The organism is Microbacterium koreense (assembly GCF_042677105.1).
Taxonomy (GTDB): domain Bacteria; phylum Actinomycetota; class Actinomycetes; order Actinomycetales; family Microbacteriaceae; genus Microbacterium; species Microbacterium koreense.
On record NZ_JBHTIM010000001.1, the window covers coordinates 1,693,116 to 1,716,240 of the forward strand.

Here is a 23,125-nt window from a genome sequence, read left to right on the forward strand (position 1 = left end):
GTGACCGGACAGATCGCACCGCACGGATCGGATGCGCCGATCGGCATCTTCGATTCCGGCGTCGGCGGGTTGACGGTGGCTCGAGCGGTGTCCGCGCTCCTTCCCCGAGAGTCTTTGCTCTACATCGGAGACACGGCGCGCTCGCCGTACGGCACGAAACCCATCGCCGATGTGCGTCGATACGCGCTCGAGGTTCTCGACACCCTCGTGGAGCAGGGCGTGAAGATGCTCGTCATCGCGTGCAATACCGCGTCAGCGGCCATGTTGCGCGACGCCCGCGAACGCTACGACGTGCCGGTCGTCGAAGTCATCGGTCCGGCCGTGCGCACGGCGATGTCGACGACCCGCAACGGGCGGATCGGGGTCATCGGTACATCCGGCACCATCGGTTCGGGCGCGTATCAGGACATGCTCGAGGTCAATGCACGCCTGACGGTGTTCGCGCAGGCGTGCCCGCGATTCGTCGAGTTCGTCGAGTCGGGTGTGACCGACTCGCCCGAGGTCCTCGCCGTCGCGGAGGAGTACCTGGCGCCGCTGCGCCACGCGGGGGTCGATACCCTCGTGCTGGGCTGCACGCACTACCCGTTCCTCGAGGGCGCGATCAGCTACGTGATGGGTTCCGACGTGTCCCTGGTGTCCAGCGACACCGAGACGGCGAAGGACGTCTACCGTCAGCTCGTCTCGCGAGGATTGCTCGCGGGTCCGGATGTCGTCGCGCGCCACGTCTACGAGGCGACCGGCGCGTCCACCGACGACTTCGTGCGGCTCGCGCACCGACTCATGGGTCGCGAGGTGCGCGACGTGCACCTCGTCCAGACCGGCGCGATCGATGTGCCTTCCACCGAACGTTCCGTGGCGCCTGCCGCCGGAGAGAGAGGATCCTCATGACCGACATCGTCCGCGCGGACGGCCGTGCCCCCGACGAGCTTCGTCCCGTCACGATCGAACGCGCGTGGAGCGCGCACGCCGAGGGCTCGGCGCTCATCACGTTCGGTGGCACGAAGGTGCTGTGCACGGCGTCGTTCACCAACGGTGTGCCGCGCTGGCTGACCGGCAAGGGCAAGGGGTGGGTGACGGCCGAGTATGCGATGCTGCCGCGGGCCACCCATGACCGCAGCGACCGTGAGAGCGTGAAGGGCAAGATCGGCGGCCGCACCCACGAGATCTCGCGTCTCATCGGGCGGGCGCTTCGTGCGGTGGTCGACACGAAGGCTCTCGGTGAGAACACGATCGTCATCGATTGCGACGTTCTCCAGGCCGACGGCGGAACGCGAACGGCGGCGATCACCGGCGCGTACGTGGCGTTGGCGGATGCGATCGAGTGGGGGAGATCGAAGAAGTTCATCGGTCAACGCTCGAACCCGCTCATCGACTCGGTCGCCGCGATCTCGGTGGGGATCATCGACGGCGCGCCGATGCTCGACCTGCCGTACGTCGAAGACGTGCGTGCCGAGACCGACATGAACGTCGTCGTCACCGGCAGGGGTCTGTTCGTCGAGGTGCAGGGCACGGCCGAGGGTGCGCCGTTCGACAAGCGGGAACTCGACGCGCTGCTCGACCTCGGTGTCTCGGGATGCGCGACGCTGCGTGACCTGCAGGCGGCGGCGCTGGAGGCCTCGTGACGCAGGTGGTGCTGGCCACCCACAACGCGCACAAGGTCGCCGAGTTCCAGGCGATCGTCGCGCGGGTGCGTCCCGACCTCGAGGTCGTCTCGTACGACGGCCCGGAGCCGGTCGAGGATGGGGTGACGTTCGCCGAGAACGCGATGATCAAGGCGCGTGCCGCCGCGGCGCACACCGGGCTTCCGGCGATGGCCGACGATTCCGGGATCTGCGTGGACGTCCTGGGCGGCGCACCCGGGGTGTTCTCGGCGTACTGGGCCGGACATGCGAAGGACGCCGTGGCGAATCTCGACCTCTTGCTCGACCAGCTCTCCGACATCCGCGATCCGCACCGCGGTGCCCGATTCGTCTCGACGATCGCCGTGGTCGTTCCCGGCGGCGCCGAACAGGTCGTCGAGGGCGCGTGGCCCGGTCGACTGGCGACGTCGAGAGCGGGTGCGGGAGGGTTCGGCTACGATCCGATCTTCATCCCCGAGGGCTCCGACCGCACCGTCGCCGAGTGGAGCCCCGAAGAGAAGAACGCGCAATCCCATCGGGCGCGGGCATTCGAGTCCCTGACGGGGATCCTCACCACGCTCTGACGCCGATGCTCCGACCGTGCCGCACCCCGGTCACGTCTCGCGGCGGACATCGTCGGGTGACTTGTCGGGGCGCAGTCCCCGCCATCGGGAGTGACGCAGAATGCCGCCGGGGGTGAACTCGGCGAACTCGACCTCGCCGACGACCTCGGGGCGCACCCAGAGCGCGTCGGAGGCGTCGGCGTCGGGAATGCCCACGAACGGGTTCTCGTCCGACCGCAGCGGAGTCAGCAGCTCGTCCAGCCGTGCAAGGGCGGCGTCGCTGAACCCCGTGCCGACCCGGCCGACGTACTCCAATCCCGCAGGGCCGGGGACGCCGAGCAGGAGCGAACCGATCGAGCCGGAGCGCAGACCCCGGCCGGGGCGGATGGCACCGATCACGACCTCCTGGGTGCGGGTCAGCTTCACCTTGAGCCAGGACTCCGAACGGATGCCGCGGCGATAGCCGGAGGCGGGATCCTTCACGACGACGCCCTCGAGGCCGAACTCGCGGCTCGTGGCGAGCGCCGCGGCGACATCGTCGAAGACCGGGGGCACCACGACGCTGTCCGCGCTCGCGGTCGTGAGGACTTCGAGCAGCGCGCGCCGCGCGCTCAGCGGGCGGGAGGCGAGGTCCTCTCTTTCGTGCGAGAGAAGGTCGAACAGATACCAGTGAACCGGCGTGCGCGGTGCTTCTGCGGCGATCTCGCGTGTGGCGGAGAGGTTCATCCGACGCTGCAGGAGCGGAAAACTCGGAACGCCGCGGTCGTCCAGTGCCACGATCTCGCCGTCGAAGACGGCCGGCTGTGGACCCAGCCCGAGGTCGACGGCCGTGAGTTCGGGGTACTTCGACGTGATGTCGTTGCCGCTGCGAGCGCACAGACGTAGGCGCTCGCCGTCCCACACGCCCAGGGCGCGCACACCGTCCCATTTCATCTCCACCCAGGCACCCCACCGGGCAGCGTCCGCCCGCGCGATTCCAGGAGTGGCCGTCACCGCCAGCATCGGCCGTAGTGTTCCGGACGCGAATGGCGCGCTGCCGGATCGTCCCGTCTCCCGCGTCGCGCCGCCGCCCGGCAGCGCCGGCGGAGCATCCTCCCCGTCGTGGCGCTCCGGTTCGACGGGCGCGCCCGCCGGCTGAGGGCGGCCCGCCGCATCCGTTTTCATGCGGTGAAGCAGCCAACTCGACTTCTGACCGGACCCACCGGTTCGGATCAACGCCAGTCGCACACGACCGAGCGGGCCTTCCGCGCTGCCCTCCAGCGTCGCGATGATCTCGTCGTCACGCCACTTCTCGAGTTCATAGTGACCCGCGTCCCAGATCGTGACCGTGCCCCCACCGTATTCACCTGTCGGGATCGTGCCCTCGAAGCTCGCGTACTCCATCGGATGGTCCTCGGTCATGACGGCGAGGTGGTTGCGTTCCGACGTGTGCGGGACGCCTCTCGGTACCGCCCAACTGACCAGCACGCCGTCGTGTTCGAGGCGGAGATCCCAGTGAAGGCGTGAGGCGTGGTGCTCCTGGATCACGAAGGTCGGGGCGCCGGATGTCGGGGCCGCGCCGAGCGGGTTGTCGGGAACGGGTTCGGGTGTGCGTCCGGCTGATCGCATGGAGATGTAGGCGGCGAGCGGGCCGTCGTCGGCATCACGGCCTCCGGCGCGGTAGCCGAGCGGAGCGAGCGGATCGTCGCCGTCATCGAGGCGCGCCAGCACCTCGGTGAACGTCAGTTGCGCCAGGTCGGGATCGTCGAGTTCTTCCCAGGTGCGGGGGGCGGCGACGGTCGGATGCGGTCGCCCTCGTAGCGAGTACGGGGCGATCGTCGTCTTCGCTCCGTTGTTCTGGCTCCAGTCGATGAACACCTTCCCCGCGCGGTCGGTCTTGCGCATAGTGCTCACGACGAGGTCGGGATGGTCGGCTTCGATGGCGCGCGCGAGTTCTCGGGCCAGGGCGGATGCGGCATCCGGAGTCTGATGTGGGGGGAGTGCCGCATACAGGTGGATGCCTTTGCTGCCGCTGGTGACCGGGTACGGTTCGAGCCCCATTCCGGTGAGGATCGATCGGGCCCATCCCGCCACGAGCGCGGACTCGGCCAGCCCCACGCCGGGGCCGGGATCCAGGTCGAGCACGAGGCGGTCGGCCGGGCCGCGATCGCCGTCGCGGGTGAAACGCCACTGCGGCACGTGCAACTCAAGGCTCGCGACCTGCGCGAGATACACGACCGTCGGTACGTCCTGAACGAGCGGGTACTCCTTCGAGCCCGACGAATGCTCGATCGGGCGGCGCGGAATCCACGACGGCGCGCCGCGTTCGAGGTCCTTGGCGAAGAACGGGTCGTGATCCACGCCCTCGGGCCAGCGCTTGCGCGTGACCGCCCGGCCGGTCACGTGAGGGATGAGCACGCTCGCCACGCGCGTGTAGTAGTCGATCACCTCTCCTTTGGTGGTCCCCGTTTCGGGGTAGAGCACCTTGTCGAGGTTGGTGAGTCTCAGGCGTCGACCGTCGACACGGACGAGATGCTCGCCCGTCTGCGGTGCCGGATCAGCCATGCGCCCATCCTGCCGCGTCCGGGGTGCGAATCCGAGCAGCGCGGGCGGGTGGGTGGCATCGAGCGGTGTGGCGGGTGTGTACTGATGTGATGAGAGCGATCTGGAAGGGGGCGTTGACGTTCGGTCTTGTCAACGTGCCCGTCAAGGTGTATTCGGCGACCGAAGACCACGATGTGTCGTTGCATCAGGTCCACAATGCCGACGGGGGACGCATCCGCTACCAGCGCAAGTGCGAGGTGTGCGGTGAGATCGTCGCGTATCAGGACATCGACAAGGCGTATGACGACGGCGAGCAGACCGTGGTCATCACGGACGCCGATCTGAAGTCTCTGCCCGCCGAACGGACGCGAGAGATCGACGTCGTCGAGTTCGTGCCCAGCGATCAGGTAGACCCGCTCCTCCTCGATCGCGCCTACTACCTCGAACCCGACTCCGCGTCGCCGAAGGCGTACGTGTTGTTGCGCAAGACACTCGAGCAGACCGACCGGACGGCGATCGTGCAGTTCTCGCTCCGCCAGAAGACCCGGCTGGCGGCGCTGCGCGTGCGCGGGGACGTTCTCGTGCTCCAGACGCTCCTGTGGGCGGATGAGGTGCGCGAAGCGGCGTTTCCGGCTCTGGATGAGACGGTGAGGATCTCGGCGAAGGAGCTGGAGCTCTCGGCATCGCTCGTCGACAGCTTCGCGAGCGACTTCGTCCCCGAGGACTTCACCGACGAGTATCAGGCGGAGTTGCGTGCCCTCATCGAGGCGAAGATCGACAAGGGCGATGCGATGGACACCGCGGACACGTTCGGCGACGCCGACGAGGAGACCTCGGGTGCCGAGGTGATCGACCTCATGGACGCGCTGCGTGCGAGCGTGGAGCGTTCGCGTGCCGCGCGAGGCGAGGATGCGGCGGCCACGCCGAAGACGAAGAAGTCCACCAAGAAATCGGAGAAGGCATCATGACCGAACCCGACCACGCGTCACGCCGCGATCTCGGAGCCTTCTCCGTGAGCCTGTCGGTGAGCGATCTCGCCGTCTCGCGTGCCTTCTACGAGAAACTCGGCTTCGAGGTGGCCGGCGGCGAGGCCGATCAGGGGTGGGTCATCCTGCGCAACGGTGGTGCCGTGATCGGTCTGTTCCAGGGCATGTTCGAGGGGAACATCCTGACCTTCAATCCCGGGTGGTCCCTCGACGGCGACGAGGTGGATCCGTTCACCGACATCCGACGAATTCAGGTGATGCTGCGTGAACGGGGGATCGAGCCGGTGGAGTCAGTAGACGAGGAGGGCTCGGGCCCGGGGCATCTGACGCTGACGGACCCCGACGGCAACGCGATCCTCATCGATCAGCACCGCTGAGTCGACGGTCTCAGGGCGTCGGTCGGTCGTCGTCGTCGCGGCGCTCGCCGGGGGCGTCGAAAGCGTCGGGGTCGAGGACGAGGGCTTCGGCTTCTTCGGCGTCGGTTTCGGTGTCTTCACCCGCTGCGGCGGCCTTGCGCGCCTTGCGCCGCTCGGCGAGGTAGTGCCACACGATGAACACGACGGTGCCGACGACGGCGATGAGCAGGATGAGGTCGATGTACTCGGCGACGAAGTCCCCGACGAACGGGATGTATCCGATTCCGTAGCCGATCATCGTGAGCCCGAAGCCCCAGATCACGGCGCCGATGAAGTTGTAGAGCGAGTACCGCTTCCAGGACATGTGACCGACGCCGGCCGCGACGGGGGCGAAGGTGCGGACGATCGGCACGAATCGCGCGAGGATGATCGTCACGCCGCCGAACCGCTCGAAGAACGCGTTCGTGCGCTCGACGTTGCTGCGGCTGAACAGCCCGGACTCCTTGCGCTCGAAGACGGCCGGTCCGCCCTTGTGCCCGATCAGGTAGCCGACTTCACCGCCGAGGAAGGCGGACAAGCCGATGAGGAGCGCAACGGCCCACGCGCTGAGTCCGAACACCCCGTCGGGCGGATGGGTGGAGGGGTTGGCGAGCAAGCCGGTCATGATGAGCAGCGTGTCGCCCGGCAGCAGGAAGCCCACCAGTAGCCCTGTCTCGGCGAAGATGATGAAACATACGACCAGGAGCGCCCAGGGTCCCGCGGCATCGATGATCGTGGCGGGATCCAGCCAGGGGATGAGGGCAGTGTGCTGCACAGGAGTCCTGTCGGCTCAGTCGGCGTACGGCTCGGGGGGTGCGTGACGCGTGCGGAAGGTGGGACTTGAACCCACACGCCCGAAGGCACAGGAACCTAAATCCTGCGTGTCTGCCAATTTCACCACTCCCGCGAGTGGGTTCAGTCTAGTGGCCGGGCGCACGGGAACCCACGGGGGAGAACCCCCGTCTTCGTCCGACGATGTCCCGGCCGAGAAGGCGGACGCAGGTCAGCGGCGGATGCCGAAGAGGAAGTAGGCAGCCGGCCCCACCCAGTTGACGAGGATGGCGGGAATCCACGCGGGCTTGGGTCCCTTGATCTCGTCGGCGTCGCGGTTCTTCAGATCCCAGAAGGCCAGGAAAGCGAAGGTGAGTTGTGCGAGCACGAGCGGGATCGTCAGGATCTTCGCCAGCACGTTCTTGGGAGCCTTGGCCTCGGTCATCGGTGCCCCTTTCGTCTGCCTCCTATCCTGCACCCGCGGGCGTTGTGATGCACCCGGAGAGCGAGAGAGTCCTGGCGGTGTGCGAGGATTTGCGAGGGTCGTCGTCCATCGCGGGTAGGAGCGCAGCCATGAACACGTCGTCGTCGCAGGCTTCTGCCCCACGAGGACCCGCTCGGTGGTTGTCGCCCTGGATGATCGCGTACGCGATGGTCGGGATGCTTCTTCTCGGGGTGGGTCCGATCCTGATTCCGGTCACCGTCGCGGGCACGGCGAGCGGATCGGCGGCTGCGACGGCGGTGGGAGTGGTCGTAGCCGCTTTCTACGTCGGCGGCTTGCTGGCGCCTGCCGTGGGTACGTGGGCAGACCGTCACGGACGTCAACGCACGCTCTTCCTCGCATGCCTGCCCGTCATGGCGGCAGCGGTCCTCGGCTTCGCGTTCGTCGAAGGGACGCTGTGGTGGGCGCTGCTCGCCTTCGTGTTCGGGGGCGTCGGCGCGATCGCCGGGACCCTCGCCGCGATGTTCGTCGTCGAGCCGTCGCCGCCGTCGGAGTGGAACGTGCGGATCAGCTGGTTCCGTTTCGTCTACGGGGCGGGCCAGGTGATCGGGCTCGTGATCGCCGCGGTCGCTGCGGCTCACGCGCAGATCGGCTGGCTCGTGGCAGGTGTGCTGCTGCTCGCCGGTTCGTTCGCGGCTGCGTGGCGGCTGCCGAAGCTGAAGCCGGTGCCGACAGCACCCGAGCCGGCGCCGGAGCAACGGCCGGAGCATGCCGGGCGGGCGATCGGGGTCGGCGGTTGGCTGCCGCATCTCGCGCATCGGCCCTCGTTGCGCGGGCTCACGCACGGCATGCCGTGGCCGTTCGCCCTCATGCTCGTCGTCTGGTTCTTGACGATGATGGGCGTGCAGACGTTCTTCAACGTGGTGCCGCTGATCATGAGTGCGGCGTTCTCGGTGAACGCGTCGGTCTCCTCGACGCTGTTCCTCGTCGGAGCGGGGATCGGCACGCTCGTCTATCCCGTGAGTGGCCGCTTGGCGACGCGTCGTGGTCCGGCGTTCGTCTTCGTCATCGGGGTGGTGCTCATGCTCGCGTCCTTCACGGCGATGAGTGTCGTGTCGGCGCTGAAGGTCACCTCCGGGGCGGTGATCGGTTCGGTCGCCCTCGTCGTGGCAGCGATCGCTTACTCCTTCCTCGTGGTGGCGGCGACGATGCTGTTGGCCGCGCTGAGTCCCGCGGGTCAAGGCGAAGCGATGGGGCTCCTCAACGCGATCATCGCGATCGGGGCCGTCGTCGGCGCGATCGTGCCGTCGTTCATTGCCGCAGCGCTCGGGTATGACGCACTCCCGGCAGTGGCGGCTGTCACGTTGGCGCTGGCGTTCGTCGCCTTCATCCCGCTGATCCGCGCCCACGTCGCACGACCGTGATCCCCGACGTCCCGGAGATCGGGCGCCGATCACGTTCGGCGCTGCGGCGGTGCGCGGTGTAGCGAGAGCGCTTGCACAGGGCACAGCGCGACGGCGTCACCAGCCGCCGCCAGGTCTCGCCGCGCGACGGGGACGTCCGAGCCGGTGCGATCGACTGCCAGCGGGTACCCCCACTCATCGCGGTCGAGGCTGTCGAGCAGTTCGGTACAGGCCCCCCGCCCCCGGCAGGAGGTCCAGTCGATGTGCAGCGAAGTCGCCATCAGTGGGTGATCCTTCCGCATCGTCCGTCCATGTGGCAGGCGACCTCGTCGGAGAATGCCTGCAACGTACTCAGCACGAATCGGGCGGTCCCGTCCGGGTGATGGCACGACCCGCGCCCCGACACCAACGCGGTCAGGCGGTGTATCTCGGCGTCGACGCGCGCATCGGTGTGGCCGGCGGCGAGGAGGGCGAGTGTCTGAGCCATCCGGGGCAGACCGTTCAGACATGGTCCGCACTGCCGGGCCGACTGGGAAGCGAGATATGTCGCGATGCGCGCCGCTGTGCCGAGCGGGCACTCTTCCGGCGGGATCGCGAGGAGAATACCGGCGCCGGGTGACGCGCCGAACGGTGCGAGGGCGGTCCTGCTGAGGGCTGTGTCGAGGCGGTCTCCGGGCACCCAGGCGCCGTGGTATCCGCCCACGAGTATCGCGGCGACACGGGCCGTGTCGACTCCCGCCACCTCGAGCGCGCGACGGATCGATATCCCACCAGCGGCCTCGACCACACGCGTACCGTGATCAGCGGTGAGGGAGAGCAGCCGGGTCCCGGGCTCGCCTACCGTGCCCACGGATCGGAACCACTCCGCACCCCACCGGACGACGAGGGCGATGTGGGCGAGGGTCTCGACGTTCTGCACGAGCGTCGGGCGACCGTTGAGACCGGCATCGGTCAGGCGGACGGTGCGGTCGGTGGGTACCGCGCGGCCGCCGCGAAGCGAATTGACCACGGCGGAGGCTTCTCCCGAGACGAACGTGTCGGCGGTTTCGTGAAGCCGCACGGCACGCGCATCGGTGCGCTCGGCGATCGCTGCGCGGACGGACGCGAGCTGGCGGGGACCGGAGGCGAGGTGGATCTCCGCGGCATCGAGCGCACGGGCGACCGTGATCAGACCGTCGAGGACGAGGTGCGGTGCCCGTGCCAGGAGTGTCGCATCTTTGATGCTCAACGGCTCGCCCTCGGCACCGTTCGCGATCACGACGGGTCGACGGCCGCGCGGGTCGACCGCGGCGAGCTTTCGCCACGTGGGGAACGCCGCGCCGCCTCGGCCTCCGAGGCCGGAGGCCTCGAGCTCGGCGACGAGGGACGCCTTGTCGACGTCGGGCAGCGGGCCGTGGCCGGCGAGATGGTCGGCCCTCGAGGGCCCGCGCGTCAAGAGCAACCGCGACGCGCCGGTCGGGGCCGAGTAGGTGGCGGCGTCGAGGCCGATGGTGGCGACGGTCATGAGCGGACTCCGGTCGTGGTCGGTGCCGGGCAGTGCGGTGCCGAAGAGGACGGGACGGTGGGGGCGGTGGTGGCGACGTCGGGACGGGTGAACGGGGGCGTGAGTCGCCACACCACCGCGGCGACCACAGCGGCGGCGCAGACGCCGGCGAAGGCGAGGAAGGCGGGGGCGCTGGCGTCGGTCCCGGTTCCCAGGGAGTGGGCGAGGGCGATCGGCCACAACGCATAGGTGCTCCAGTGGACGATCCGGAAGGTTCGGCGTCCGATGTGGTTGCGCAGGAGCCCCGTGACGATGATGGCCAGCAGCAGATCGAATCCCACGGTCCCGAGGCCGAGCCAGAACGGGCTGTACTCGCCGAGGAACGGCACGACGAGATCGACGAGCTCGAGCTGCGCATACGGGTCGAACAACAACGTCACGATGTGGATGAGGATGAACACGGTCGCCAGGATCGACGCGTTCCGGTGGACCAGCGTCACCGCGAAGCGCGGAAGCCCGAACGCCGGACGACCGGCGCGGGTGAGGATTCCCAGCAATACCGACACGGTGAACAGGCCGAGACCGACGATGCCGGTGGCGCGGCCGACGGCCCAGAGTGCTTCGTCCATCAGGCGGCGCTCCGGACGGCAACGGTCTCGGCGTCGCGACCGAGTTCGGCATCCGCCGGCCAGTCACCGGTGAAGGCGATTGTCCCGTCACGACCGACGAGGCGTGCCGGAACGCCGTGCGCATCCAGCCACGCCGGGGCGTCGTGTCCGGCGACGATCGCGCCGGTGCTGAAACTGTTGGCCCGCACGCAGGTGCGTGCGGCCACGGTAACGGTGTGCCAGACCGGGTCGGCGGGCACACCCGTGCCCGGATCGAGGATGTGGTGCCGGGTGAGGCCGGCACGGTTCCAGCGACGCTTCTGGGTGCTCGAGGTCGCCAGTGCGCGATCGGGCCCGAGGGCTACCCTTGCAGCCGGATCGCCGGGCGTGTCGCGCACGGTGATGGTCCAACCGGCCTCCGGAGCCGGACCGGATGTGGCGATGTCGCCTCCGATGCTCACGAGCACTCCGCCGCCGAGCTCCTCGTGCACCAGCGCCGCCGTCCGATCGCTGGCGACCGCTTTCGCGGTCGCACCGAGGTCGAGGGCGAGATGGGCGGGAACCTTGAGGGTGTGGCCCTGCAGGCCGACACTGCGCCACCCGGGTCGGGGTGAGACGACCGCGCGGACGAGACCTCCGTCGTCTTCGATCAGGTCGATGTCCCGGTCATAGCCGACCGCGTCCATCGCGTAGCGCAGCGTCGGGTCGACCCGACCTTCGGTCAGAGCCGCGGCGTCGAGCGCGGCTCGGACGAGAGTTGCGAGCAGGGGGCTCACCTCGGCACCGGTGGGGAGGGAGGCGTGCAATCGGTTGAGTTCGGAGTCGCTGCGGAATCGGCTGCACGCGAGGTCGATCTCGGCGAGCAGGCCGTCGACGAGCGTTACGGCCCGATTCATCCGCGCGGGGTCGTCGGCGCCGTGCCCGTCGAGCACCAGTCGCGCGTCGGTACCCCAGACGCGCCAGTCCCGGGTGGCGGTGTGGCCCGTCATGGTCACGATCCGCTCGAGGTGGCAGCCGACTCCGGGGTGGCGCTCGAGGTGACGGATCCGGAATCCTGACTCCCGCTCGCCTCCGTCCCGTCCGCGTCGTCGTCGGTGGTGCCCTCGGCCTCGGTCGAGTCCGTGACATCGGTTGTGGTCGACGTCTCGGCGGAGTCGGTCGAATCGACGATTGACGTGTCATCGGTCGTCGTGCTTTCCGCGGTCGTCTCTGTGACGAAAGCGTCGCCGATCACCAGCGCCGTGGCACTGGCGCCGACGATGCCGGCGACGCCGAGCATCAGTGTGGTCAGGCCAGCGTTGCGTCGTCCGCGTGCTCGTTCGCTCATGGTCTCGCTCCTCGGTTGCGCCGGGTGGTTGCTTCGAGTGTGGAACTGCTTGCTATGCGCGAGCCATGGAGAGAGTCGGACTCGGATATGAGATCCCGTCTGGTCCCGCGGGCGGGCGCCGCGCGACTTCGCGTTCTCCCGTCCTGTGGATAACGAACGTCTCGGATCGGTGGAACTTGCGAGGATTCCCGCGTGACCATCGCCGCAGATCCCGCCGCCTCGGTCGCCGAACGCGTTCGTGATCGGTTGCGGCGTGAGGCGGCCGACCCGTCGCGTGAGCCGGACCGCGCGATGCAGATCGTGCGATCCGAGGTGCGACGCCACAACGACTTCGCCCTGGCGCGCGGTCTGCAGACGGTCGACGACGAAGCGGCCTGCGTGCGTCAGGTCCTGGCGACCGTGTCGGGATTCGGACCGTTGCAGCCGTATCTCGACGACCCCTCCGTCGAAGAGTTGTGGATCAACGCGCCCGACAGCATCCACGTCGCCAGGGCCGGTGTCGCCGAGCGGGTGCCGTTGACCCTGACCGACACCACCGTGCGCGACCTGGTGGAGCGGATGCTGCAGGCCACCGGCCGCCGTGTCGACCTGTCGCAGCCGTTCGTCGATGCCTCACTGCCGGATGGGAGCCGCCTCCACGTCGTGATCCCCGACATCACGCGTCGGCATTGGTCGGTGAACGTGCGCAAATTCCTCCCGGCCTACCGCGACCTGGACTCGCTCGTATCGGCTGGTTCGCTTTCAGCCGAGGCGGCGAGGTTCTTACACGAAGCGATGTGCGAGGGGCGCAGCGTGATCGTCTCGGGTGCCACCCACGCGGGAAAAACGACGATGCTCGCCGCACTGATCCACGCGTGTTCTGGCCGGCAGCGGATCGTGACGGTCGAGGAGACGTTCGAGCTCGCCGTCGATGCCCCCGACATCGTGGGGTTGCAGGGGAGGCAGCCGAGCCTCGAGGGCACGGGTGAGGTGTCCCTGCGCAGGCTCGTGAAGGAGGCGCTGCGCATGCGGCCCGATCGTCTCGTGGTCGGTGAAGTGCGTGATGCCGAAGCACTCGACCTCCTGCTCGCCCTCAACACCGGTGTTCCCGGGGCGGCGACGGTTCACGCCAACTCTGCGCGCGACGCGCTGGTCAAGCTCACTGCGCTGCCGTTGCTGGCCGGCCGCAACATCGACCGCGGTTTCGTCGCGCCGGCGGTTGCGGCATCCGTCGACCTCGTGGTGAACTGCGCGCGGGACGTGGACGGCCACCGCCGGGTCGTTGAGATCGTGCAGCCGACCGGCGTCGTGGACGGCGCCGTGACCGCGCGCACGCTGTACGTCGGAGCCGACACATGACGTTCGTGTGGGGCGCGCTCCTGGCCTCGGGGATCCTGTTGACCGTTTCGCCCTGGGTCTGGCCGACGCGGGCCGAGCGTTCGCCGGGCACGGCTGCGCGTCGTGTCAGCGGTGTGCTCGACGAAGCGGGGTTGTCGCGGGTGACGCCGGTGCAGCTCGTCCTGAGCTCGGTGCTCGCCGGGGCGCTCGCCGCGGCGGTCACGTGGCTCACCATCCCCGTCGGCGTGGTCGCGATCCTCGCGGCGGTCGTCGGAACGGCCACACCGTCGGCGCTCGTGCGCGCACGACGGGCGCGCCTGCTGCGTGTGCGCCGCGGCCTTTGGCCTGACGTGTGCGACCTGCTGATCGCGTCCGTACGCGCCGGGATGTCGCTGCCGGATGCCGTCGCCGCCCTGGCAGACAGCGCTCCCGCACAGGTGCGCCCCGCGTTTCGCGCGTTCGCGCATGACCTCGCGGCGTCCGGTCACTTCGACTCCAGCATCCTGCGACTCAAAGCGAACCTCGCCGACCCTGTGGCCGATCGCATCGTCGAAACGGTGCGCATGGCGCGGCAGGTGGGCGGGAGCGAGCTGACGTCGGTGCTGAGGGCACTGGCCGCCTCGGTGCGGGCGGACGCCGCGGTGCGCGCGGAACTCGACGCCCGTCAGTCGTGGATCCGCGGTGCCGCCGTGCTGGGTGTCGTCGCGCCGTGGGTCGTGCTGGGACTACTGGCGCTGCGCCCGGAGGGAGCGCGGGCATACGGCACACCCGAGGGGATGGTGCTGATCATCGGCGGCGCAGTGGTCTCGTTCGTCGCCTACCGCCTCATGCGCCACCTCGGGCGTCTGCCGGACATGCGCAGGTGGTTCGCGTGAATGCTGCACAGGTCACCGACGCGGCACTCGCCGCGATGCTGGGCACGGGATTCGCGGTCGGCGTTCTGTGTCTGCTCGCGGTTGTGCCGCGATGGGGCGCCCCGAGTCTTGCCCGTCGGATCTCGCCGTACATCCGCGACGTGACCGATCCCCGTGGCGCGACGATCGATCTGCCCCGTGGTATCGATCTGCCCGGGGGGAGCGACATCCGCGCGCTGTGGGGCGCAGCTCAGCGCCGGTTGGGTCGGCTGTTCGGTTCGGCCGACGCAGTGACCCTGAGGCTGCGGCAAGCCGGATGGCAGATCGGCGCCGAAACTTTCCGTGCGCGTCAGTTGGGCGCTGCCGTCGGGGCACTCGCGGTCGGCGGGGTTTTCGTGGTCACCCTCGCGCTGGTCGGACGCGCGAGCACGGCGATGTGGCTGCTGCCGCCCCTGTTCGCCGTCATCGTCGTGATCGCAACGGACATGTGGCTGACCCATGGCGCGCGCGCCCGGCTCGCCCGACTCCAGGAGGAGCTTCCCACCCTCCTGGAGTTCCTCGCGCTGTGTCTGTCGGCGGGCGAGGGTCTGCTCGACGCGCTACGGCGCGTCGGCGCCGTCGGTTCGGGGGAGGTGACGGCAGAAGTGCGCGCCGTCGTGCTCGAGGTCGGTACGGGCTCGCCTCTGGCTGCCTCACTGACACGGCTCTCGGTCGAGTTGGAGTCGGCGCCGCTCACGCGTGCCGTGGATCACCTCGTCGCGGCAATGGATCGCGGCGCGCCGCTTGCCGGGGTCCTGCACGCTCAAGCCCAGGACGCGCGCGATGAGGCCAAGCGCAGCCTGCTCGAACAGGCGGGGCGCAAAGAGATCTACATGCTCCTTCCGCTCGTCTTCATGATTCTGCCGCTCAGTGTGCTGTTCGCGGTGTTCCCCGGGGTGTTCATGTTGCGCCTTGGACTTGGTTGATAAAGAAAGGCTCTTTCGATGTTCCGTCAGCTTCTTGCCACTGCCCGAGGAGTCGCCGCCGAACTGCGCGACGACGAGCGCGGCGACGTGCCCGGGTGGGTGCTCATCACGTTGATGACCGCCGGATTGGTCGTCGCGGTGTGGGCCCTTGCCGGCCCCGCCCTTTCCGGTCTGTTCGAGCAGGCGATCTCACGCGTCTCCGGCTTCTGAGCGTGCCGGGGATGCGCCGAGGTCGAGACCGGACCACCGGCATCCGTCGCACGGGGACCACCCTCGCGCATGATGAGCGTGGGTCGAGTCCGGTCGAGTTCGTGCTGGTCGGAGTGGTGCTCACGGCGCTCACGCTCGCCGTGCTGCAATTCGGACTCGCCGTGTATGTGCGCAACGTGGTGCACGATGCAGCGGTCGAAGGTGCTCACCACGCGGCGCTCGCCGACACCTCGCTCGTCGACGGTGCCGCGCGCACCACCCAGATCGTCACCCGCACCATCGGTGACGGGTACGCGACGCACGCATCCGTCCGTGAGACCCGAGATTTCGGCTATCGGGCCGTCGAAGTCAGGGTGCAGGCCACTCTGCCTCTCGTGGGCTTGTTCGGGATTCCGCACGCGCTGGAGGTGTCGGCGCATGCGCCGGTTGAGACGTTCGATTGAACGGGTGCGGCCCTCGCTGCGCGATGAGCAGGGCTCAGCGGCACTGGAGTTCATCGTCGGCGGCCTGGTGTTGCTTGTTCCGGTCGTCTACCTCGTCGTGGCGCTCGGGATGATCCAGCAGCAGGCGCTCGGCGTCGAATCGGGCGCCCGACACGTCGCGCGCGCGATCTCGACGGCGACGGATGCGGCGGAGGCGGACCGTCGGGCGCGGTCGGTGCTCGAATCGATCACGCGCGAGTACGGAATCGACGCCTCTCGCCTCGCACTGAACATCGACTGCGGACAGTCCGTCGGGGGGTGCCCACGTGCGGGAGCCACGATCGTCGTGACGATTCAGAGCGAGGTCGCTCTACCGCTCGTGCCGCCGGTGCTCGATCTCGATCGTGTCGCCGTCGTTCCGGTCGAGGGTGTGGCGGTGCAGAAGATGTCGCGCGTGTGGGGTGGACCGTGATCGCGTGGGTGCGGCGCCGCGCGCAGATCGCGGGCGACGATGAGGGAAGCGTCCTGATCCTGATCCTCGGCTACGCCGTCCTCGCGTTGGCGACGATCCTCGTCTGCGTCGATGCGACGAGCTTGTATCTCGCGCAGAAGCGGTTGGATTCGCTCGCGGATGCCGCGGCACTGGCGGGTGCAGATGGATTCACGCTCGAGATCGTCGACGACGGCCCGATCGCGCGTGTCTCCTCGTCTGCCGTCCGCGACGAAGCGACCGCTCTCTTGTCGGCTGCGGGCACCGACGCGCATCTCATCGCGGCGGATGCGCCCGACGGGTCGTCTGCGCGCGTCACGGTCGGTGGCACGTGGCATCCGCCGGTGTTCTCGCTCTTCGTGCCGGACGGGGTGGACCTCACCGCAACGGCGACGAGTCGCACCGCGTTGCGTTGATCCGTGGGCTGTGCCGCTCGGTCCCGACTTCCGCTCCGACATCGGCGACCGCGCGGACCGTCGACGGGACGTCGCTCAGTCCGTGTTGCGCGGCACCCAGCGATAGAAGGCCAGGGCGCCGAGCAATCCGACGGCGCCCATCACGCCGGTGGCGACCGCCAGGGTGCTGGCGGCTGCGATCGCCGATACCAAGAGGGGAGCGGTGGCTCCGCCCGCGTCGGTGAGCGTGCGCCACGACCCGAGGAACGGGGCAGGGTCGGTCTTGGGCGCGGCATCGGCGCCGAGGGTCAACAGTATGCCGCTGGACAGCCCGTTGCCGACGCCGAGGACCGCGGCGAACATCGCGAACCACATCGCTGACTGACCGAGATCGTGCGTGAACGAGAGGGCGATGAATCCGCCACCCATGAGGATCATGGCCGGGAGTGCCGCCCAGAGTCGCCCGAACCGGTCCATCACCTGACCGCTCGCGTAGAAGAGCGCGAAATCGATGGCCCCCGACACGCCGACGACGAGGGCGATGGTCTGGGCGTCGAGTCCGATCGACACACCCCACAGGGGCAGCACCACCTGGCGCGCCGAGCGAACGGCCGACAGGGATGCCGCTGCCACGCCCAGGCGGCCGAGCACTCCGCGGAACCGCCACATCGTGCGGAACACCCCCTCGCGCCTGACCACGGGGAGCGATCCCGTGATCGCCTCGCCGGTGTCTTCGCTCAGGGTGCCGTTCTGCTCGGTCGCGCCAGGCGGGGAACCGGACGGCTGAGGCGCGGCGAACTGCTTCTCGGGGTCGGGGCCGAGGAGCACGAGCAGAACCGTGGCGATCAGGCACACCCCGAAGAACCAGATCGCCGCGTGCTCGTCTTCGAACACCGCAAGGAGGGCGGCGGCGACGAACGGTCCGATGAACATGCCGAACCGGAAGGTGCCGCCAAGGAGCGAGAGTGCGCGGGCGCGGAAGGTCAGTGGAACGCGGGTCGTCATGAAGGAATGCCGGGCCAGGCCGAACGCGGCGGCACAGAATCCGATCAACAGCACCGAGATGGCGAAGACGCCGAGGTGGGGTGCCAGAGCCATCACGACCACACCCGCCAGCGCGACGGTTCCGGCGATCGCCATCGTCAGCCGCTCTCCGAGCCGTGCGACGGCCCACCCGGCAGGGAGATTGCCGGCGAGCTGCCCGACGACCAGTGCAGATGCCACGAGCGCGGCGGTCGCGACATCGGCGCCGAGGCGCGCGGCGATCACGGGAATGAGGGGGATGACCGCGCCCTCGCCGAGGGCGAACAGGACCGTCGGTCCATAGACCATCGGTCCGAACCGCCACAGCACGTCGCGAGCGCGCAACGACGGGGGATCATGGGACACGTCCATCCACGTTAGTCTGGAGTGCCATGCTCGAGCTCGATCTCTCCGCCGATATCCAGGCCCTCCGCGCCACCTTCGCCGACATCCAGGCGGTGGTCGACGTCCCTGCGCTCACGAAGGAGATCGAGCGGCTCAGCGAAGAGGCCGGTGCACCCGACCTCTGGGACGACGTCGAACGGGCGCAGAAGGTCACCAGTGCACTCAGTCACCGGCAGGCCGAGTTCAAGCGCGTGACCGACATCGAGCGACGCCTGGATGACCTCGACGTGCTCATCGAGCTCGCGATCGAGATGGAGGACGAAGACTCCGCCGACGAGGCTCGCAAGGAACTCGCCGAGCTCGAAGACATCGTCAGCCAGCTCGAAGTGCAGACGCTGCTCGACGGCGAGTACGACGATCGCTCGGCGGTCGTGACGATCCGCTCCGGTGCCGGCGGTGACGACGCCACCGACTTCGCCGAGATGCTCATGCGCATGTACTTGCGCTGGGCCGAGCGTCACAAGTATCCGGTCAAGGTGATGGACACTTCGTACGCCGAGGGTGCGGGCATCAAGTCGGCGACGTTCGAGGTCGACGCGCCGTACGCCTACGGCACGCTGTCGGTCGAAGCGGGAACGCACCGCCTGGCCCGCATCAGCCCATTCGGTTCGGCCGACAAACGGCAGACGTCCTTCGCCGCGGTCGAGGTGATCCCGGTGATGGAGGAGGCCGTCGAGGTCGACATTCCCGAGAACGACATTCGCGTCGACGTCTTCCGTTCGTCGGGCCCCGGCGGACAATCCGTCAACACGACCGATTCGGCGGTGCGCCTCACGCACATGCCGACCGGCATCGTCGTATCGATGCAGAACGAGAAATCGCAGATCCAGAACCGTGCCGCCGCGATGCGCGTTCTGCAGACGCGCCTGCTGCTGCTGAAGAAAGAAGAAGAGGCGGCCAAGAAGAAGGAACTCGCCGGCGTCATCACGGCGAGTTGGGGCGACCAGATGCGCTCATACTTCCTGTACGGTCAGCAGCTCGTGAAGGATCTGCGTACGGGGTACGAGGTGGGAAACCCCGCGGTCGTCTTCGACGGCGACCTCGACGGCCTCATCTCGGCCGGCATCCGCTGGCGCAAGCGTCGCGACGACGAGGACTGACCTCGCCGGCGCACCCGCCGTCGCACGCGTGGCGTCGCGGGGGCAGAGCGACGGCGCGTCACGTTCGCAGGACGCGCGATCGTAACCGGGTGGGGGAGCGGGTCACGGCCCGCCAGCCTCTGCCGGGGTCATACCACCGCGGCGCCTTCACCAACGGCACCCCCTGGTCCATACGGATCGACCACCCGTGGGTGTCGAGGAATCGGTGGTGGAACCAGCACAGCAGGACGCCGTTGTCGGTATGTGTCGCCCCGCCGCGGGCGTGTTCGTCGACATGGTGGATCTCGCACCAGGCCGCCGGAACACTGCAGCCGGGGATCAGGCATCCGCCGTCACGCAGGGCGATTGCGCGGCGTTGGTGCTTGTTGAAGACACGTTCTTCTGTGCCGAGGCGCCGGATGCGCCCCGCATCGTCGAGGCTGATGCGCTGGGTGACACCTCGGCAGGCGACATGGCGCGCCGCACCGAGGGAAACCGGAACGCCGAGCGCGTCGACGTACGCGTGTCCACTGTCGCGCGAGAGGTCTTCTTCGCGCACCGAGACCACGAGTGTCGGTGCTGCGCCGCCCACGGTCGGCAACTGTCTGCTGGCGGCGGCCACACCGAGTGCGGTGGCCAGGGCATCATGCTGCTTCTGAGCGCGTGTGCGCGTGTCTGCCGGTCCGGACGTCGGGGCATCACTGTCTGAGGCGCCTTGGTCATCGTCGTGTTCTGGGGTGTCGAACCGGACCCCGGCGCGCGGGCTCAGCAGCGCATCGCAGATCTGCTGGAACTGCGCGGCGACCTCGGGGAGCAGCATTCCACGCACGGGTACGCCGTGAAGCCCCGGGGTGCCGAGTGTCACCCCACGCTTGTGCGCCTGGAGCGCTTCTTTCGGCTCGGCACCGTCTTGGTCGATCGCCGTCGCCCACGCGTGCGCTTGGACGCGGAGAAGATCAGCGCATACAGGCGGTGCGGCGTCCGGACCGCAGCCGAGCGCGACATCGGCGAGAGCCTGGTCGGCGAAGAGGCGTTCGTCGCGACCGACCCGTCGCCCCGCCGTGAGAATCTCGGTCGTCGCGGCGAGAACGCCGTCGACTCCGACGGCACCGGCATCGAGGGCGGCCCGCACGGCGGGAAACAGAGGCTCGAGCGCCTCCCCGCTCACGAGCGCGCGTTCACCGCAGACGGCGCGCGCCGCGCGCGTGACACGTGAGGCGGTTTGCGGCGCAACCAACGTCGTGCGCTGGACCAGTTCGTTGACATCGTGACACCCGAACCTGCTCGTCAGACGGTCGCCGACGAACGGGGTCGCCGACCGAGCCGCTACCTCATCGACCGCGTCGATCAGCAACGCCTCGACGCGCCGCTGCAGGCGACCGACCGCCGTGAGCGCCTCGACGAGCTCGGCGTCGGGCAACGTCGACACCTCGGAGCCGGCCCTCGCAGAATCCACGAGTGACGCGAGGTCATCGAGGTGCTCGAGGAGTGGCTTCATGACTCCATTCTGGTGACCCCCTCGGACATTCAGCGTAGGAATTCTCCCAGATCAGGAGGATAATCCACAGCCTGTGGAGAGTGGGCGATCGGCCGTCGCTGTGGAGGAGTCGTCGCACCCCGCGGCCGTTCCCACGTCCTCGCCTCCGCCGATCCTGCCTCGTCGTCGAATGCCCGCCCTCGGCCTCGTCGCCGTGTCGTTCGGAGCGGCGGCGCGGCGCGCGCTTAGGCTCGACACGCCATGATCCGGTTCGAAAACGTCACGAAACGCTTCCGTGGCACCCCCAGGCCCGCCCTCAACGAGGTCGACTTCGAGGTGCAGCGCGGGGAGTTCGTGTTCCTCGTCGGCGCCTCAGGGTCGGGAAAGTCGTCGTGCCTGCGGCTCATCCTGCGCGAGGAGACCGCGTCCGCCGGTCGCGTGGTCGTCCTCGGGCGTGACCTCCGTACCCTCTCGAATCGTAAAGTCCCGTACTTCCGCCGCCACATCGGGGCGGTCTTCCAGGACTTCCGGCTGCTGCCGAACAAGACGGTGTTCCAGAACGTCGCGTTCACCCTGCAGGTCATCGGGTCGTCCCGGGGATTCGTCCAGCAGGCGGTCCCCGAAGCCCTCGCCCTCGTCGGACTCGCGGGCAAAGAGAAGCGCTTTCCCCACGAACTCTCCGGCGGCGAGCAGCAGCGCGTGGCGATCGCCCGTGCGCTGGTGAACCGGCCACAGGTGCTGCTCGCCGACGAGCCGACCGGAAACCTCGACCCCGCCACCTCGGTGGACATCATGCAGCTCCTCGCCCGCATCAACGCCGGGGGGACGACCGTGGTGATGGCCACTCATGAGGCGGGATTCGTCGACCAGATGCAACGGCGCGTGATCGAACTGCGACACGGCGAGATGATCCGCGACGAGAGGCACGGTGGCTACGGCGACACCTCGGGTCTTCCGAGCCTCGCGCCCGCCGCAGAGAAGGGGGCCGCGTCCGTCGCGGCGCTCACCGCTGTCTTGGAGCTTCACCGCGAGATCGTCGAGACGGGCGCCGTCGAACCGCTTGCCGTCGATGCCGCGATCGAGGCGGCTGCCGCTGCGGCGGAGCCGGCGCTCGAGGCGCGAACGGTCGAGGCCTCGGAGTCGGCCATCGCAGAATCCGCTGCCGCTCTCGGTGACGATGGTGAGGCCCCCGATCCGCTCACCCCCGATCCGACCACAACGGATGCCGCAGCCGCCGACGATGCCGCTCCGCAGGCCGTCGAGCCCGCGCCGGGGCGCGGACCCGAGCCTTCGCCGGTGGCGCGCACCAATCCCATTCCCGTGGTGGAGTCGATCGAGATGGACGTGCAAGAACTCGGTCTCGCTGACCGACTGGGGTTGCGCGACGGCGAGCCCGATGACGAAGTGGGGCCCACCTCGTGAGGGCCGGTCTGATCCTGTCGGAGGCGTTCACCGGCCTGCGTCGCAACGCATCCATGGTCATCTCGGTCGTGCTCGTCACGTTCGTCTCGTTGACCTTCGTCGGCGCGGCCATCCTCATGCAGATGCAGATCGGCACGATGCGCGACTACTGGGTCGATCGTGCCCAGGTCGCGATCTACATGTGCAGCGAGAGCTCCACGACGGAGACCTGCACCGGGGGAGTGGCCACCCCCGATCAGCTCATCGAGGTCGAAACGCAACTCGAGAGTCCGGCCCTGGCCGGAATCATCCGCGACGTCGAGTTCGAGGATCGCGAGCAGGCGTACCAGAACGTCGTCGATCTGCTCGGTGAGGACTACGCCAGCGTCATCACGCCCGAACAGCTCAACGAGACGTTCATGATCAACCTGGTCGATCAACGACAATCCGACGTCATCGTCGAGGCGTTCTCGGGGATGACAGGCGTCGAAGACGTGCGTGACGAGATGCAGTACCTCGAACCGCTGTTCTCGGCGCTGACCGTCGCGACGTACATCGCCGTCGGCATCGCCGGCCTCATGCTGATCGCCGCAGTGCTGTTGATCGCGACGACGATCCGCCTGTCCGCCTATGCGCGACGGCGCGAGATCGGCATCATGCGGCTGGTGGGCGCCTCCAACAGATTCATCCAGACCCCTTTCGTGCTCGAAGGCGTTCTGGCGGCGTTCATCGGATCAGCACTGGCCAGCGGAGCGGTCATCGCCGGCGTCGAGTTCGGCGTCAACGGCTACCTGCGTGAGCGTCTGGCGTTCGTGACGACCTGGGTCGATATTCCCGAGGCGTGGATGGTCGTCCCTGTGCTCGTGATCATCGGCGTGCTGCTGGCCGCGCTGTCGGCGAGCTTCGCCATCCGCCGCTGGCTGCGCGCCTGAGTTGCGGGCGTCTCGCGCAAGAGGCGTTGTAGACT

26 protein-coding genes and 1 tRNA gene are annotated in these 23,125 nt (G+C 68.6%); 16 read left to right on the plus strand and 11 right to left on the minus strand.

What is annotated here, in order from left to right:
• From murI to rdgB, 3 genes are read left to right on the plus strand one after another with little or no spacing between them, the layout of a single operon-like run.
• Nucleotides 1-888: a glutamate racemase gene (gene murI, locus ACFQZV_RS07825; protein WP_378750027.1), complete on the plus strand. Its 888-nt coding sequence runs from the start codon at nucleotides 1-3 to the stop codon at nucleotides 886-888.
• Nucleotides 885-1,622 (plus strand): ribonuclease PH, encoded by a 738-nt coding sequence (gene rph, locus ACFQZV_RS07830; protein WP_378750025.1) that lies wholly within the window; start codon nucleotides 885-887, stop codon nucleotides 1,620-1,622. Before murI ends, rph begins: the two co-directional genes overlap by 4 nt.
• Nucleotides 1,619-2,203, plus strand: a complete 585-nt coding sequence (gene rdgB / locus ACFQZV_RS07835) for an RdgB/HAM1 family non-canonical purine NTP pyrophosphatase (protein WP_378750023.1) — start codon at nucleotides 1,619-1,621, stop codon at nucleotides 2,201-2,203. The genes rph and rdgB overlap by 4 nt, the downstream gene beginning before the upstream one ends.
• A gap of 30 nt (nucleotides 2,204-2,233) precedes the next feature.
• Here rdgB and ACFQZV_RS07840 read toward each other — a convergent pair whose 3' ends face one another.
• The gene (locus tag ACFQZV_RS07840) at nucleotides 2,234-4,726 is read right to left on the minus strand and encodes an ATP-dependent DNA ligase (protein WP_378750021.1); all 2,493 of its coding nucleotides are present in this window, start codon (nucleotides 4,724-4,726) and stop codon (nucleotides 2,234-2,236) included.
• An 89-nt stretch (nucleotides 4,727-4,815) separates the two neighbouring features.
• On the opposite strand from ACFQZV_RS07840, the gene ku reads away from it, so the two are divergent.
• Together ku and ACFQZV_RS07850 are read left to right on the plus strand one after the other, a co-directional pair.
• The gene (gene ku, locus ACFQZV_RS07845; RefSeq protein WP_378750019.1) at nucleotides 4,816-5,673 is read left to right on the plus strand and encodes a non-homologous end joining protein Ku; all 858 of its coding nucleotides are present in this window, start codon (nucleotides 4,816-4,818) and stop codon (nucleotides 5,671-5,673) included.
• On the plus strand, nucleotides 5,670-6,068 hold the full coding sequence (locus ACFQZV_RS07850; RefSeq protein WP_378750017.1) for a VOC family protein: 399 nt from the start codon (nucleotides 5,670-5,672) through the stop codon (nucleotides 6,066-6,068). Before ku ends, ACFQZV_RS07850 begins: the two co-directional genes overlap by 4 nt.
• Nucleotides 6,069-6,078: 10 nt before the next feature.
• On the opposite strand, the gene ACFQZV_RS07855 is transcribed toward ACFQZV_RS07850, so the two are convergent.
• The 3 genes from ACFQZV_RS07855 to ACFQZV_RS07865 all read right to left on the minus strand — a co-directional run bounded on the left by ACFQZV_RS07855 (nucleotide 6,079) and on the right by ACFQZV_RS07865 (nucleotide 7,302).
• On the minus strand, nucleotides 6,079-6,861 hold the full coding sequence (locus tag ACFQZV_RS07855; RefSeq protein ID WP_378750015.1) for a DedA family protein: 783 nt from the start codon (nucleotides 6,859-6,861) through the stop codon (nucleotides 6,079-6,081).
• Between the two features lie 50 nt (nucleotides 6,862-6,911).
• Nucleotides 6,912-6,993 (minus strand) — tRNA-Leu (locus ACFQZV_RS07860).
• A 96-nt stretch (nucleotides 6,994-7,089) separates the two neighbouring features.
• Nucleotides 7,090-7,302, minus strand: coding sequence for a PLDc N-terminal domain-containing protein (locus ACFQZV_RS07865; protein ID WP_378750013.1), 213 nt, complete (start codon nucleotides 7,300-7,302; stop codon nucleotides 7,090-7,092).
• Between the two features lie 128 nt (nucleotides 7,303-7,430).
• Between ACFQZV_RS07865 and ACFQZV_RS07870 the strand changes: the two genes are divergently transcribed.
• Nucleotides 7,431-8,723, plus strand: a complete 1,293-nt coding sequence (locus ACFQZV_RS07870) for an MFS transporter (protein ID WP_378750011.1) — start codon at nucleotides 7,431-7,433, stop codon at nucleotides 8,721-8,723.
• Nucleotides 8,724-8,752: 29 nt separating this feature from the next.
• Here ACFQZV_RS07870 and ACFQZV_RS07875 read toward each other — a convergent pair whose 3' ends face one another.
• Genes ACFQZV_RS07875 through ACFQZV_RS07895 form a run of 5 tightly spaced genes read right to left on the minus strand, consistent with a single transcriptional unit; the run spans nucleotide 8,753 to nucleotide 12,120 of the window.
• Nucleotides 8,753-8,983, minus strand: a complete 231-nt coding sequence (locus ACFQZV_RS07875) for a ferredoxin (protein WP_378750009.1) — start codon at nucleotides 8,981-8,983, stop codon at nucleotides 8,753-8,755.
• On the minus strand, nucleotides 8,983-10,206 hold the full coding sequence (locus ACFQZV_RS07880; RefSeq protein ID WP_378750007.1) for an NADH-ubiquinone oxidoreductase-F iron-sulfur binding region domain-containing protein: 1,224 nt from the start codon (nucleotides 10,204-10,206) through the stop codon (nucleotides 8,983-8,985). Before ACFQZV_RS07880 ends, ACFQZV_RS07875 begins: the two co-directional genes overlap by 1 nt.
• Entirely contained in the window at nucleotides 10,203-10,814 is a 612-nt protein-coding gene (locus ACFQZV_RS07885; RefSeq protein ID WP_378750005.1) for a ferric reductase-like transmembrane domain-containing protein, read from the minus strand. Before ACFQZV_RS07885 ends, ACFQZV_RS07880 begins: the two co-directional genes overlap by 4 nt.
• Nucleotides 10,814-11,782, minus strand: coding sequence for an FAD:protein FMN transferase (locus tag ACFQZV_RS07890; protein WP_378750003.1), 969 nt, complete (start codon nucleotides 11,780-11,782; stop codon nucleotides 10,814-10,816). Before ACFQZV_RS07890 ends, ACFQZV_RS07885 begins: the two co-directional genes overlap by 1 nt.
• Before the next feature lie 2 nt (nucleotides 11,783-11,784).
• A complete protein-coding gene (locus ACFQZV_RS07895) occupies nucleotides 11,785-12,120 on the minus strand; it encodes a hypothetical protein (protein ID WP_378750001.1) in 336 nt (111 codons plus the stop codon).
• Nucleotides 12,121-12,312: 192 nt separating this feature from the next.
• Between ACFQZV_RS07895 and ACFQZV_RS07900 the strand changes: the two genes are divergently transcribed.
• Genes ACFQZV_RS07900 through ACFQZV_RS07930 form a run of 7 tightly spaced genes read left to right on the plus strand, consistent with a single transcriptional unit; the run spans nucleotide 12,313 to nucleotide 16,794 of the window.
• Nucleotides 12,313-13,458 (plus strand): CpaF family protein, encoded by a 1,146-nt coding sequence (locus tag ACFQZV_RS07900; RefSeq protein ID WP_378749999.1) that lies wholly within the window; start codon nucleotides 12,313-12,315, stop codon nucleotides 13,456-13,458.
• Entirely contained in the window at nucleotides 13,455-14,312 is an 858-nt protein-coding gene (locus ACFQZV_RS07905; RefSeq protein WP_378749997.1) for a type II secretion system F family protein, read from the plus strand. The genes ACFQZV_RS07900 and ACFQZV_RS07905 overlap by 4 nt, the downstream gene beginning before the upstream one ends.
• Complete coding sequence (locus ACFQZV_RS07910; protein ID WP_378749995.1) at nucleotides 14,309-15,256, plus strand: type II secretion system F family protein; 948 nt, start codon at nucleotides 14,309-14,311, stop codon at nucleotides 15,254-15,256. The genes ACFQZV_RS07905 and ACFQZV_RS07910 overlap by 4 nt, the downstream gene beginning before the upstream one ends.
• An 18-nt stretch (nucleotides 15,257-15,274) precedes the next feature.
• Nucleotides 15,275-15,466: a hypothetical protein gene (locus ACFQZV_RS07915; protein ID WP_378749993.1), complete on the plus strand. Its 192-nt coding sequence runs from the start codon at nucleotides 15,275-15,277 to the stop codon at nucleotides 15,464-15,466.
• Nucleotides 15,467-15,477: 11 nt separating this feature from the next.
• On the plus strand, nucleotides 15,478-15,909 hold the full coding sequence (locus tag ACFQZV_RS07920) for a TadE/TadG family type IV pilus assembly protein (RefSeq protein ID WP_378749991.1): 432 nt from the start codon (nucleotides 15,478-15,480) through the stop codon (nucleotides 15,907-15,909).
• Nucleotides 15,910-15,913: 4 nt separating this feature from the next.
• Entirely contained in the window at nucleotides 15,914-16,360 is a 447-nt protein-coding gene (locus ACFQZV_RS07925) for a TadE family protein (RefSeq protein WP_378749989.1), read from the plus strand.
• Nucleotides 16,345-16,794 (plus strand): pilus assembly protein TadG-related protein, encoded by a 450-nt coding sequence (locus ACFQZV_RS07930; RefSeq protein WP_378783299.1) that lies wholly within the window; start codon nucleotides 16,345-16,347, stop codon nucleotides 16,792-16,794. Before ACFQZV_RS07925 ends, ACFQZV_RS07930 begins: the two co-directional genes overlap by 16 nt.
• A gap of 75 nt (nucleotides 16,795-16,869) precedes the next feature.
• On the opposite strand, the gene ACFQZV_RS07935 is transcribed toward ACFQZV_RS07930, so the two are convergent.
• Nucleotides 16,870-18,168, minus strand: a complete 1,299-nt coding sequence (locus ACFQZV_RS07935) for an MFS transporter (RefSeq protein WP_378749985.1) — start codon at nucleotides 18,166-18,168, stop codon at nucleotides 16,870-16,872.
• Nucleotides 18,169-18,188: 20 nt separating this feature from the next.
• Between ACFQZV_RS07935 and prfB the strand changes: the two genes are divergently transcribed.
• Entirely contained in the window at nucleotides 18,189-19,301 is a 1,113-nt protein-coding gene (gene prfB, locus ACFQZV_RS07940) for a peptide chain release factor 2 (RefSeq protein WP_378749983.1), read from the plus strand.
• A gap of 58 nt (nucleotides 19,302-19,359) precedes the next feature.
• Here the strand turns inward: prfB and ACFQZV_RS07945 are convergent, their stop codons facing one another.
• Entirely contained in the window at nucleotides 19,360-20,778 is a 1,419-nt protein-coding gene (locus ACFQZV_RS07945; RefSeq protein ID WP_378749981.1) for an HNH endonuclease signature motif containing protein, read from the minus strand.
• A gap of 240 nt (nucleotides 20,779-21,018) precedes the next feature.
• Between ACFQZV_RS07945 and ftsE the strand changes: the two genes are divergently transcribed.
• Both ftsE and ftsX read left to right on the plus strand, forming a co-directional pair.
• Nucleotides 21,019-22,179 carry a cell division ATP-binding protein FtsE gene (ftsE, locus tag ACFQZV_RS07950; protein WP_378749979.1) on the plus strand — a complete coding sequence of 387 codons (1,161 nt, stop codon included), beginning with the start codon at nucleotides 21,019-21,021 and terminating at the stop codon, nucleotides 22,177-22,179.
• Nucleotides 22,176-23,090 (plus strand): permease-like cell division protein FtsX, encoded by a 915-nt coding sequence (gene ftsX, locus ACFQZV_RS07955; protein WP_378749977.1) that lies wholly within the window; start codon nucleotides 22,176-22,178, stop codon nucleotides 23,088-23,090. Before ftsE ends, ftsX begins: the two co-directional genes overlap by 4 nt.
• Nucleotides 23,091-23,125 lie beyond the last annotated feature (35 nt).

Bases quoted from the DNA above. Each gene is read 5' to 3' on its own strand.
- ACFQZV_RS07895 (WP_378750001.1), bottom strand. From the start codon at position 12,120: ATGAGCGAACGAGCACGCGGACGACGCAACGCTGGCCTGACCACACTG.
- ku (WP_378750019.1), top strand. From the start codon at position 4,816: ATGAGAGCGATCTGGAAGGGGGCGTTGACGTTCGGTCTTGTCAACGTG.
- ACFQZV_RS07880 (WP_378750007.1), bottom strand. From the start codon at position 10,206: ATGACCGTCGCCACCATCGGCCTCGACGCCGCCACCTACTCGGCCCCG.
- ACFQZV_RS07885 (WP_378750005.1), bottom strand. From the start codon at position 10,814: ATGGACGAAGCACTCTGGGCCGTCGGCCGCGCCACCGGCATCGTCGGT.
- ACFQZV_RS07875 (WP_378750009.1), bottom strand. From the start codon at position 8,983: ATGGCGACTTCGCTGCACATCGACTGGACCTCCTGCCGGGGGCGGGGG.
- ACFQZV_RS07865 (WP_378750013.1), bottom strand. From the start codon at position 7,302: ATGACCGAGGCCAAGGCTCCCAAGAACGTGCTGGCGAAGATCCTGACG.
- ACFQZV_RS07915 (WP_378749993.1), top strand. From the start codon at position 15,275: ATGTTCCGTCAGCTTCTTGCCACTGCCCGAGGAGTCGCCGCCGAACTG.
- ACFQZV_RS07945 (WP_378749981.1), bottom strand. From the start codon at position 20,778: ATGAAGCCACTCCTCGAGCACCTCGATGACCTCGCGTCACTCGTGGAT.
- ACFQZV_RS07870 (WP_378750011.1), top strand. From the start codon at position 7,431: ATGAACACGTCGTCGTCGCAGGCTTCTGCCCCACGAGGACCCGCTCGG.
- ACFQZV_RS07920 (WP_378749991.1), top strand. From the start codon at position 15,478: ATGCGCCGAGGTCGAGACCGGACCACCGGCATCCGTCGCACGGGGACC.
- rph (WP_378750025.1), top strand. From the start codon at position 885: ATGACCGACATCGTCCGCGCGGACGGCCGTGCCCCCGACGAGCTTCGT.
- ACFQZV_RS07850 (WP_378750017.1), top strand. From the start codon at position 5,670: ATGACCGAACCCGACCACGCGTCACGCCGCGATCTCGGAGCCTTCTCC.
- ACFQZV_RS07890 (WP_378750003.1), bottom strand. From the start codon at position 11,782: ATGACGGGCCACACCGCCACCCGGGACTGGCGCGTCTGGGGTACCGAC.
- ACFQZV_RS07905 (WP_378749997.1), top strand. From the start codon at position 13,455: ATGACGTTCGTGTGGGGCGCGCTCCTGGCCTCGGGGATCCTGTTGACC.
- ACFQZV_RS07840 (WP_378750021.1), bottom strand. From the start codon at position 4,726: ATGGCTGATCCGGCACCGCAGACGGGCGAGCATCTCGTCCGTGTCGAC.
- ACFQZV_RS07935 (WP_378749985.1), bottom strand. From the start codon at position 18,168: ATGGACGTGTCCCATGATCCCCCGTCGTTGCGCGCTCGCGACGTGCTG.
- ftsE (WP_378749979.1), top strand. From the start codon at position 21,019: ATGATCCGGTTCGAAAACGTCACGAAACGCTTCCGTGGCACCCCCAGG.
- prfB (WP_378749983.1), top strand. From the start codon at position 18,189: ATGCTCGAGCTCGATCTCTCCGCCGATATCCAGGCCCTCCGCGCCACC.